Here is a 10,514-nt window from a genome sequence, read left to right on the forward strand (position 1 = left end):
CTAAGCTGCGACGTTCGAATGCCCTCGAGATCCAACAACGTTTTCATCGTTCCACCATCCCTTCTAATGCGTCTGTACAGGTGTGCGCATCTGCTTCAGTATTTTCGGTATCTCGTTTGGCGTCAGCCGGCCATGCACTTTCTCCCCAATGGTCATGACCGGCGCTAAACCGCAAGCCCCCAGACACCGGGTCGCATCCAGCGTGAATTTCCCGTCGGCCGTCGTCCCTTGGACCGGAACGTTCAGCTCCTGGCTCAAGCGATCCAGCACCCCTTGCGCGCCCTTAATGTAACAAGCCGTCCCCATGCAAACGCGGATGATATGCTCTCCCTTGGGCTCCAGCGAGAAAAAAGAGTAGAACGTCGCCACCCCGTAAATCTCAGCCATCGACATTCCCAGCTCCCGCGAAACGATCTGCAGCGCTTCCTCCGGCAGATAGCCATACAAATCCTGAATTTCGTGGAGCACCGGGATCAGCGCGCCCGGCAGCTGGCGAAACTGATCGATGATTTCCCCCACCCGGTGCAGCCGCTCCTCATCCTTCGCACAACGGCAAGTCTCTTCCATCTTCGCTTTCTCTCCCTTCATCGTCCGAATGCTGACCTTAAAGCAGCGGACTTTCGTGCTTCAGCTTGAGCCGTTCCCAACGCCGGTTGACCTCTTCCTCGAAGGCATCCAGCAGTTCCTGGTCATGCAGCATGTGCTTCGTTTTACCCATCAGCTTCAACCATTCCTGCGGCGAGATCCGCTTGTTTTTCGCCTCCGGATTGTAGGTGATGTTCGTCACGCCATGCTCGACTTCGTACAATGGGAAGAAGCAGGAGTCTACTGCCGTTTGCAGGATTTTCGTACCGAGCTGATCCTCAGACCGCCAGTTGAGCGGACAGGTACTAAGCATTTTTCCGTAAACCAAGCCTTCATGTTGTGCGTACCACTGCGCTTTGGCCGCCTTCATAATCAGGTCCTGCGGGAAAGCTTCCGCCCCGGTAAACACGTACGGGATATTCGTCGCCGCCATGATCTGCGGAGTATCCTTGTGGTGGAACGCTTTCCCCTTCTGCGCCTTGCCTACACCGGACGTGCTGGTCTGATGACCCAGCGGCGTGGAGTAGGAGAGCTGTGAGCCGGTGTTCATGTACCCTTCGTTGTCGTATTCCAAAATAATCATCTTGTGGTTCCGCAGCGCCGAGCCGATCGCCGGCCCCATGCCAATGTCCATCCCGCCATCACCGGTCACCATGATAAAGGTCACGTTATCCGAGACGTCGATCTCGCCGCGGCGCTTCCGCTCCCAGAACGCTTCGACGACACCGGCCACGGTTGCGGCCCCGTTCTGGAACAGGTTGTGGATGAACGTTTGCTTATGCGAGGTATAAGGGTACCCGGCCGTAACGACGTACGAGCAACCGGTCTGGAACAACGTGACCACGTCACCTTCAATCCCTTTGTAAAACAGCTCCAGTGATGAGATCGCGCTGCAGCCCGGACATGCCCCATGGCCCGGCGCCAGCCGCTTCGGCTTCGCCGTCAGGCTGCGCAGCGGCGGCAGCTTCACCTTCAGCTTGCCGGTTGCCTCATCCGGCGTCACCTGAATCAGCCCGCTGTTAAAGGCATCGCCGTGCTGCGGCGTCAAGATCGGTTTGAGCTCGTGCACCGGATCCCCGGGCACCTGCCCAAAATAATCGAACGGCACCGCAGCTTCGCCTTGGTTCATCGCCTCAATGGCCAGGTTAAAGAACGCTTCCGCTTCATCCGGATAGAAGTCTTTACCGCCCAGGCCAAACACGCGGGACAAGACGATCGTTTGGTTCGCCGGGTCCAGCTTCAGCGCGGAGCGGATTTCATGCGTCATATTGCCGCCTTTGCCGCCGTAGGAATCGGCGCGTTCCCCCACCAGCAGCGCTTTGACGCCCCGCAGCGCGGTGCGGATCTCCTTCGCCGGGAAAGGCCGGATGACGTTCGGCCGAATGAGCCCCGCTTTAATCCCCTGACCCCGCAGCTTATCCACGATGATCTTGGCCGTTTCCGCCGCCGAGTTCAGCAGAAATAAAGCGACCTCCGCATCCTCCATTTGATACAATTCGAGCACCGGGTAATCGCGTCCCGAAATCGCCTTATATTCGGCAGCGATTTGTTGATACACTTCGGCTGCCCGCTCCTGAGCCAGGTGCAGCTGGTAGTGGTTATTCAATAGGTCATCGCCGTTCATATGCGCGCCAACCGAGATCGGCCGCGACGGATCGACTACGTTATCAAATCCGACCGGCGGCGTTTCACCTACGAACGCCCGGACCGTCTTGGCGTCCTTGAAATAACTTAACTTCCGTTTCTGATGAGACGTGAAGAACCCGTCATAGGCAACGATCACTGGCAGACGAACCTCTGGATGCTCCGACCACTTCAGCGCCATGATGTTCATGTCGTATGCCGCTTGCGGGGTGCTCGCCGTCAGGATCAACCAGCCGGTGTTCAGCGCGAAATACAAATCGGAGTGGTCGCCGCGAATATCCAGCGGACCGCTGATCGCGCGCGTGACCAGGTTCAGCACCATCGGGAACCGCGTCCCGGACTGCACCGGCAGCTGTTCGATCATGTACATGAACCCGTTGGCGCTGGTCGCATTGATCACCCGAGCCCCAGCGAGTGCTGCCCCGTAACAGATCCCCGCCGAGCCATGCTCCCCATCCGCTGCAATCAGCTGGATATCATGCAGGCCTTGCGACTTCTTCTGGTCCAGTATTTGCGCGATCTCCGTGGACGGCGTGATCGGAAAATACCCCATCACATGGTAATTGATCTGAGCCGCCGCCATGGCTGCCGCTTCATTGCCTGACTCGAAGGCCGTCGTTTGTTCCGCCAGCGTCATTTTCGTGATTTTCTCTTCGGTTATAGACATCGATAAAGTCCTCCTTTAGGCTCTTCTGCGAGTTCAAAATACCTTGACCTTGGAAAAAAACCTCTACTGAAAGACGTGAGCGACGCGGTGGCTGTCGGCATATCCGGGTTCCTCCCGACGCATGCTAAGCGCCCCCGTTGGGCAGATTTCCACGCATTTCAGGCAACCTTTGCAATATTGGTAGTCGATTCCGCTCAAGAACATTTGCGGGCGCCCCTTCTTGTCCTCCCCAGCTTCCCACACGAAGCAAAGATCGGGACAAACCGAGTCGCAGTTAGCACAATGGATGCAGCTGTCCGTATCCAGCTCCGGCACAAAACCCTGCCGGGAGCCGCTCAAATCCTTCAGCAGGCTGTTGCCCTGCGCCCGGATAATGCCGCCCGGCGCCTGCGTCTTATAGCCGAGCAGCGGCTGCGGCCGTTCGAATTGTATCCCTTGTACCCCCTCGGGAGCCGGGATCGTCTGGAAGCGCACCTCATGATACCCCCGGTCGAACGTACGCAGATTGGGCTCCACCAAGTGCGGGTATTTTTTCTGGAATGTATGCTGAATCACTTCGCGCATCGAATCTGGATCCAAAAAATCGCATATCCGGAACAACGCCCCCAGCATCGAGGTGTTCACCTTCGTATGCTCGTCAATGGCAATCCCCATCGCGTCCACCACAGCGAGCGTCCCGTAAGGGAACATCAGGTCGCGCCGAATTTCCTCAAAATCGCGGGTTGAGTTCACCAATACGATTCCGTCCGGCTTCAAGCCGCTTAGGACATTTACCGTTTTGTGCAACGCTTCGTGGAACACGCCGATGACGTGGGGTTCCTCGATTGGACTGTGGTCATGGATCTCCACGTCCGGCTCGCAAAAGCGGATAAAGCTCTTCACCGGGGAGCCCTTCTTCTCCGAACCATAAGACGAGAAGCTTGCTCCATTTAGGCCGAGCCCAAGCACCCCGGATTCCGCCAGCATCTTCCCGGCCAGGTTGGCGCCGAGCCCGCCGATAGATTCCAGCCGAATTTCAAAAAAGCCAAGGTCATTGGTTTTGGTCAATATGCTCATTCGCCATGTCTCCTCTACGTTTTTTGTGAAATAATTCACGAATAATAACGAAATAAAAATGCCTCATCTCTTGACTCAACCGACTTCTGTGCAACGATGACTAAGCATGACGGCGGCTTGCCAGCGCCTTCAGGCTGTCCCCCCTTCCCATATCTACGGAAAAGCCCGCGGCTTCAATCCGGAGCTCAAGGCAATGCCTGCACTGGGCGGATTCATCACCCGTGCAGATTTTGTTGTTGTACAAAGCGTATTTCTTGCGGACGGCAACGGGTGACAGATTGGGCATGACCACATTGGCCCCGGCCTTCAGCGCCAACTCCCTTCCTTCCGGGTGTAACGTACCAAGCGCGGTTGTCGCGGGAATTAAGGCTTCGGGAAGGAACAGGCGGGCCAGCGCGACCATAACCAGTGTATCCTCCAGCGATCCGGCCTTCGCATTGCCAAGCGGGGTCTGATCATGGGGAATAAACGGGCCAATGCCAATCATGTCTGGGTTTAGCGTTTGGAGATAGTTCAAGTCCTCCGCTAAATCCTCCGCGGTCTGGCCGGGCAACCCGACCATAAAGCCTGCACCAACTTGATAGCCGATCGACTGCAGCGTCTCCAAACATTGGCGCCGGTGATCAAAGGACATTGAAGGATGCAGCGCCTCGTACAATCTTCGGGAAGCGGTTTCATGACGCATCAAAAAGCGATCCGCCCCCGCTTCATACAGCCATCGGTAGGTTTCCGCCTCCCGCTCGCCGATGGATAAGGTGATGGCCGCATCCGGAAACTCCGCTTTGATCTCCCGGATTAAGGCAGCCAGCAGATCGGCCGTATACCAGGGATCCTCCCCGCTTTGGAGCACAAACGTGCGGAAGCCCAGCTCGTATCCTTCCCGGCAGCATTCGAGAATCTCCTCCGGGCTGAGCCGATAACGCTCCGCTTCGCGATTCCCGGCCCGCAGTCCGCAATACAAGCAGTTCCGCCGGCAGTAGCTTGAAAATTCAATCAAACCGCGCATATACACCTTGTCCCCGTAAGCCTGCTCCCGCCTTAGACGGGCCAATCGGAAGAGCTCCTTGCGCGTTTCGACATCCATATGCTCCAGTAGATCGACGAGCTCCTCCTTGGAGAGCTCTCCCCGCGCATAGAGCTTGTGCACGAGCTGTTTCATCAGGCAATCATCCTTTGGATAGACTGGATTATGGACCTTGGTATACCCTATGGCTGTCGTGAAAAATGATGAACGAAATAGTTGTGAATATTTTCACTTTGTAAGCGTTTTAAATTATCTTCGTTGATTGGATCACCCCGGTTTCTGAATAGTGAGCTGCAGCCTGAGCGACGATAGGATCTGCTGCTCTAGTTGGTTTGTTGTTGCCTGTTTCTTCATTTCCTGCTTCGTTTGGTTGTTCGATCGTTAGTATGAAAGTTGCTTGATCGTTAGGCGCGATTTCATTTCGTAGAGGTGTGCCGCATGTGCAGCGTCGATGATTTAAACATGAGGTTGATTCAGAGGTGTTCTCTAAGAAGCAGATGTGTGCTTATCGAAAACATTAGTAAGTGTATTTACTATATTATCATGAATTCACAGTTTGGCTAGGATATTTTTTACACCTCATGAGGTTAAAAAAGAGCATGCCCCGAAGAAACGGAACATGCTCTGAGCGTCACTATGTCAGGACCAGTCCAGACCGGTCTCTTTTGCGATGGGCTCTTCCTTGATTAAGGTATACATCGAAGCAGCTTCATCCTTACGAGTCGTTTCGACCAGACGTTCGACGCGCACGGTCACCAGCTTCTGGCCGAATTGAACCGTAATTTCGTCGCCCACCTTCACCGTACTGCTCGGTTTGGATTCGCGCCCGTTGATCAGAACTCTGCCTTGTTCGGAGACGTCCTTCGCCACGGTGCGCCGCTTGATCAGCCGCGATACCTTCAGGAATTTATCGAGACGCATTATTTTACAGCTTCTTTAAGTTTGTTGCCCGCTTTGAATGCCGGAACTGTGGAAGCTGGGATTTCGATTGTTTTGCCGGTTTGCGGGTTGCGGCCCGTACGACCGGAGCGTTTGCGAGTTTCGAATGTACCGAAGCCGATCAGTTGAACTTTGTCGCCGCTAGCAAGTGCATCGGTAATTTCGCCGAGAAAACCATTCAATACGGATTCAACGTCTTTTTTCGTCAAACCGCTTTTGCTGGAAATGTTGTTGATCAGATCTGTTTTGTTCATTAATAATGCCTCCCAATAATTAAAGAAATAGGTGATACCTTGGCACTATAGGCTTCAGGCCTGCCTTCAAGCCTACCCAGCGCCAGATGGTTATCTTTGTATGAGTATTCTTGCTTGATTTGAAAAATCCTGCACTCTTAGGAACTTTTTTTGTTTTTTTCTCAAAAAAACTGAAATTTAGTCCTTTTCTCCCATCATTCCCGTTCTTTCGACTTAGCTTCGTCCCATAAGGCGTCCATTTCGGCTAATGTGCTGTCGCCAGGTGTTTTGCCCTGTTCGCGAAGCCGTTCCTCGACATAATGGAACCGCTCCGTAAATTTGCGGATCGTCCGCGAGAGGGCTTGCTCCGGATCAACTCCGATGTACCGGGCAGCATTCACCACCGAGAACAGCACGTCGCCCAGCTCCAGCTCCTGCGACTCAGGATCTTGCTTTTGCGCGACGGCTTCCTTCAGCTCGCGGATCTCCTCCTCCAGCTTGGACCAAACCCCGTCGATATCCTCCCAATCGAATCCGGCCTTGGCCGCCTTCTTCTGGAGCTTGTATGCCTTCATCAATGCCGGCAAATCACGCGGCACCCCGCTGATGACCGATTGGCGCTCCGGCTGGATGCCTTTGCGTTTCTTCTCCTCGGCCTTCATCGCTTCCCAGTTGTTCAGCGCCGCCTCGGCATCCTCCGCACTCAAATTGCCGAAGACATGCGGATGGCGGTAAATCAGCTTCTCATTCAGCTCCTGGATGACATCATACACCGTAAAAGTGCCGGTCTCCTCCTCCATCTGGGAATGGAGCATGATTTGCAGCAGCAGATCGCCAAGCTCCTCACGCATGTGGTCGGGATCGTCGTCGTCGATCGTCTCCAGCACCTCGTAGGTTTCTTCGATGAGATTTTTGCGAATCGATTCATGCGTCTGCTCGCGATCCCACGGACATCCACCCGGACTGCGCAAAATCGACACGATCTCATGAAGCCGCTGGAAGCTGCGGTTGCGAAGCGTATCGTCCTCGCTGGCCGGCACATAGACCAGAGACAGGTTCCCGTAGCCGGTCATACGATCCAGTTCAAACAGCGGAACCCGCTCGATCCGCTCCTGTCCCGCCACCCCAAGGGCATGTCCCACAACGACCGGATAATCGTCAGGCAGCAGCTCCATTAACCCCAGCTTGACTTCCGAAGCAGTGATCTGGTCATAAACTTGCCCTATTAACGTATGCCGTCTCGGATCGATCGCTTCCCCCCGGACCTCCGAGGCGTCTAACAGGAGGAACCCTTCGATCGGATCGAAGCCCAGACGAACGAAGGCCTCGTCCAGGAAGCTCTCCCCGCCGATGATATCGAGCGAGATTCCATGCTCCGGACAGCGTTCCCGCAACAGCTTCACCGTCGCTTCGGCAACCAGCGGATGCCCAGGAACAGCGTATACGATATTCTCTCCCTGTCGCCCTGCTTCAGCCCGCGCTAACAGTCTGGAGGCAATCTCCTCATAAACGGAAGGAAAATCGTCCTTCGCTTCATACACCTCGTCGAACGAAGTAAATTGGACGCCCGTCTGCTCCAGCCAGTCCACCACCGGATGGTCCTTCGTCCGGACGTAACGTTCTTCCGCCTCCTGCAGCCGCTTCAGGCTGCCTAAGGTCAGCCGGTCGGGATCTCCCGAGCCGAGGCCGACCACTGTAATGGTTGCGCTCATGTTATGCCTTTCACTCCCTGTCCGTTCAGCATGTTATTACTATACCATTGCTGGCGGCGAAACTGAAATTTTCTGCGCCATCCGGCGGTAACCGCAGTAAGTTCCGCTGCAACGGCAAGCAGCAAGCTGCGCAGAGCGCTACGGCAGCAGCCGCAGCTTCCGAAGCAGCGTCAGCAGCTTCGGGCCGATCCGCGGCAGGGCGCCCAGCTCTGCCGCGCTGAGCAGCCGTGTGCGCAGCACGGCTGCGACGAACACGGCTGCGCCAAGCAGCACGCCGAGCAAGCTCACGGCCGCGGCCCCCCCGCGGCCTGCGGGCAGCTCGGCGGCGGCGAGGCGCAGCGCCAGCACCGCGGCGGCCATCGCCAGGGCGGCCGCCGCCGGGCGCAGCAGCGCGTCCCGCAGGCGCGGACGCAGCTGGACCCGGCGCAGCAGCAGCGCGGCGTTCAGCGCCGCTGCTGCGCCGTACGCGGCGACGCCGGCGATGGCGGCGCCGGTGATGCCAAGCTGCGGCACGAGCACCGCGTTTAACGCGGTCTTGAGCAATGCCGCAGCGAGCAGGTGCAGCGCCGGGGCGCGCACGTGGCCGAGGCCCTGTAACAGGGCACTCGTCGCCGCGACCAGCGCGCCGGGCGCCGCCGTCCAGGCCACCCAAGCCAAGGTGGCCGATCCCGCCGCATCCTCGTACAGCATGACGTTGATGGGCGCAGCCAGCAAGGCCAGGCCCAGCGAAGCCGCCAGGCCGATCAGCCAGAACCAGCGCAAGGCCAGCTGCACCTGACGCCGGATCGCCCCGGTATCTCCCTTCATCTGCAGCTCGGCCATCGCGGGCACAAACAACACCGACAGCGACGTCGCCAGCATCGTGACGAGCTGAACCAACGGGATACCCCGGTTGTAAATCCCCACCTGGGCCATGATCTGCAGCTCCTCCCCATGGGCGGAAAGCAGCCGCGGCAGCGTGAACGTATCCACCAGGCTGATCAGCGGCACCCCAAGCGAGGCCAAGCTGATCGGCAGCGCAACCTTGAAGAGCGCGGACCATCGCTGCCCCCTTGTTTCCCGAGGCAACAATCGTTTCTCGTCAGTCAGCGGCTGATCCGCCTCCGCCGATGGTCCGGCTTCCCGCCGCTGCAGCGAAGAACGGGTATAGCCCCGCCAATACAGCAGCATCACGGCAAGACCCGCAGCTGCTCCCGCAGAGGAGCCGACCAGTGCCCCTCCGGCAAGATCCGCATCAGCGGCTCCCAGCCGGCTTAACGCCAGCAGCAGGACGATCATCACCGTGACACGAATGGCCTGCTCCACCACCTGGGAGACCGCGGTCGGCGTCATATTTTGGTGTCCCTGAAAATATCCCCGCAGCGCCGCCGCCACCGGGATGAGCAGCAGCGCAGGCGCCGCGCCGCGAAAAGCCGGAATCAACAAGCTGCTTCCGATGAGCTGCGATAATACCGGGGCGCCAAAGTAAAGCAGCACCGCAAAGGCAACCCCCAACACCAGCATCGTCGCCGATGCCAGTCGCAGCACCTCGCTCCGCTCCCGTTCCAGCCCAGGGGCCTGGCGTTCCGCAATAAATTTGGCCACCGCCGCCTGAAACCCCGAGGTCGTGAGCGTAACCAGCAGGGTGTACAAAGGGTATACCGTATTATAAATGCCGAATACGCCGTCTCCCCCGATATTTTGCAGCGGGATCTTCTGCAGCATTCCCAGCAGCTTGGTGATTAGCGCCGCCGCGCTCAGAACGGCCGCTCCCTTTAGCAGCTTGGAGGACAGGCTTTCCTTCGTTTCCATCATGGCAACCTACTTTGCTTTAACAGTCATCAGCATGTTTTTTAAGCTAACAGGTTCCATTATAAGACGAAACGGAGGCCATCGCCATTTCCTAAGCCCCAACACAAAAAAACTTACACATCCCTCTACGTTTCGGACGGACGGCGTCCGCCCCAAACAGCGGTGTGTGTAAGTTCCTCCATGCGTCTTGCGGATATCTTGAGTTCTTTTTATTGCTCCATCTGTTTTGCGAGAAAACCGGCAGCTGTCTCCGCCATTTTCGATTCCAAGTCGGACATCTTCACAGAATCGTCCTTGTTCACAAGCACCACAGTCCCGATCGGGTCACCGCCAGCAATAATTGGCGCAATGACAAACGAAGAGATGTTTTCTGGATGATCTTTCGTAATTTCGTACGATCCAGACGCTGTTTCCATGATGATTTTACGGCTATCCATGCTGCTCTCCAGCAAGGAACTAATTTGCTTATCCAGGTATTCCTTCTTGGAAGCGCCTGCGACAGCAATAATCGTATCCCGGTCGGAGATTAAGGTAATATGGCTGGTGCTCTCATACAGCGACTCCGCATATTCCTTGGCAAAATCGCCCAATTCCCCGATCGGCGAATATTTCTTCAAAATCACTTCTCCATCCCGGTCCACAAAGATTTCGAGCGGATCTCCTTCCCGAATCCGCAACGTTCGGCGGATTTCCTTAGGGATAACAACACGGCCTAAATCATCGATACGGCGTACAATACCAGTAGCTTTCATTTCACTTGATGCCCCGCTTTCTTAGAAGTTTTGAACTACGGCTTGATTTCCTAAAGCTTCACCTAATCGGACTTTATACGTAATCTGCGGCTTACGCAGATGTATGCGCCA

General features: G+C 56.4%; 9 protein-coding genes. All 9 read right to left on the reverse strand.

Features of this window, described 5'->3' with window-relative positions:
- Positions 1-63: 63 nt before the first annotated feature.
- Positions 64-567, reverse strand: coding sequence for an NADH-quinone oxidoreductase subunit NuoE (nuoE, locus tag ACL02P_RS17710; protein WP_036646164.1), 504 nt, complete (start codon positions 565-567; stop codon positions 64-66).
- Positions 568-604: 37 nt separating this feature from the next.
- Positions 605-2,896: a thiamine pyrophosphate-dependent enzyme gene (locus ACL02P_RS17715; RefSeq protein ID WP_412837800.1), complete on the reverse strand. Its 2,292-nt coding sequence runs from the start codon at positions 2,894-2,896 to the stop codon at positions 605-607.
- Between the two features lie 63 nt (positions 2,897-2,959).
- A complete protein-coding gene (locus ACL02P_RS17720) occupies positions 2,960-3,952 on the reverse strand; it encodes a 2-oxoacid:acceptor oxidoreductase family protein (protein WP_036646166.1) in 993 nt (330 codons plus the stop codon).
- A gap of 100 nt (positions 3,953-4,052) precedes the next feature.
- A complete protein-coding gene (gene hydE / locus ACL02P_RS17725; protein WP_412837801.1) occupies positions 4,053-5,111 on the reverse strand; it encodes a [FeFe] hydrogenase H-cluster radical SAM maturase HydE in 1,059 nt (352 codons plus the stop codon).
- 504 nt (positions 5,112-5,615) lie between these two features.
- Positions 5,616-5,897 (reverse strand): RNA-binding S4 domain-containing protein, encoded by a 282-nt coding sequence (locus ACL02P_RS17730; RefSeq protein ID WP_009226338.1) that lies wholly within the window; start codon positions 5,895-5,897, stop codon positions 5,616-5,618.
- Complete coding sequence (locus ACL02P_RS17735) at positions 5,897-6,169, reverse strand: HU family DNA-binding protein (protein WP_009226339.1); 273 nt, start codon at positions 6,167-6,169, stop codon at positions 5,897-5,899. Before ACL02P_RS17735 ends, ACL02P_RS17730 begins: the two co-directional genes overlap by 1 nt.
- Positions 6,170-6,363: 194 nt before the next feature.
- Positions 6,364-7,860, reverse strand: coding sequence for a nucleoside triphosphate pyrophosphohydrolase (mazG, locus tag ACL02P_RS17740; protein WP_260071392.1), 1,497 nt, complete (start codon positions 7,858-7,860; stop codon positions 6,364-6,366).
- A 138-nt stretch (positions 7,861-7,998) separates the two neighbouring features.
- Positions 7,999-9,654, reverse strand: a complete 1,656-nt coding sequence (locus tag ACL02P_RS17745; protein WP_260071391.1) for a polysaccharide biosynthesis protein — start codon at positions 9,652-9,654, stop codon at positions 7,999-8,001.
- A 206-nt stretch (positions 9,655-9,860) separates the two neighbouring features.
- Positions 9,861-10,403: a stage V sporulation protein T gene (spoVT, locus tag ACL02P_RS17750; RefSeq protein WP_009226342.1), complete on the reverse strand. Its 543-nt coding sequence runs from the start codon at positions 10,401-10,403 to the stop codon at positions 9,861-9,863.
- Positions 10,404-10,514 lie beyond the last annotated feature (111 nt).

Origin of the sequence: Paenibacillus sp. MB22_1 (assembly GCF_047200555.1) — a bacterium.
GTDB classification, from domain to species: Bacteria; Bacillota; Bacilli; order Paenibacillales; family Paenibacillaceae; genus Fontibacillus; species Fontibacillus phoenicis.

Coding starts and splice junctions, on each gene's coding strand:
- mazG (WP_260071392.1), bottom strand. CDS start 7,860: ATGAGCGCAACCATTACAGTGGTCGGCCTCGGCTCGGGAGATCCCGAC.
- ACL02P_RS17715 (WP_412837800.1), bottom strand. CDS start 2,896: ATGTCTATAACCGAAGAGAAAATCACGAAAATGACGCTGGCGGAACAA.
- ACL02P_RS17735 (WP_009226339.1), bottom strand. CDS start 6,169: ATGAACAAAACAGATCTGATCAACAACATTTCCAGCAAAAGCGGTTTG.
- hydE (WP_412837801.1), bottom strand. CDS start 5,111: ATGAAACAGCTCGTGCACAAGCTCTATGCGCGGGGAGAGCTCTCCAAG.
- nuoE (WP_036646164.1), bottom strand. CDS start 567: ATGGAAGAGACTTGCCGTTGTGCGAAGGATGAGGAGCGGCTGCACCGG.
- ACL02P_RS17720 (WP_036646166.1), bottom strand. CDS start 3,952: ATGAGCATATTGACCAAAACCAATGACCTTGGCTTTTTTGAAATTCGG.
- spoVT (WP_009226342.1), bottom strand. CDS start 10,403: ATGAAAGCTACTGGTATTGTACGCCGTATCGATGATTTAGGCCGTGTT.
- ACL02P_RS17730 (WP_009226338.1), bottom strand. CDS start 5,897: ATGCGTCTCGATAAATTCCTGAAGGTATCGCGGCTGATCAAGCGGCGC.
- ACL02P_RS17745 (WP_260071391.1), bottom strand. CDS start 9,654: ATGATGGAAACGAAGGAAAGCCTGTCCTCCAAGCTGCTAAAGGGAGCG.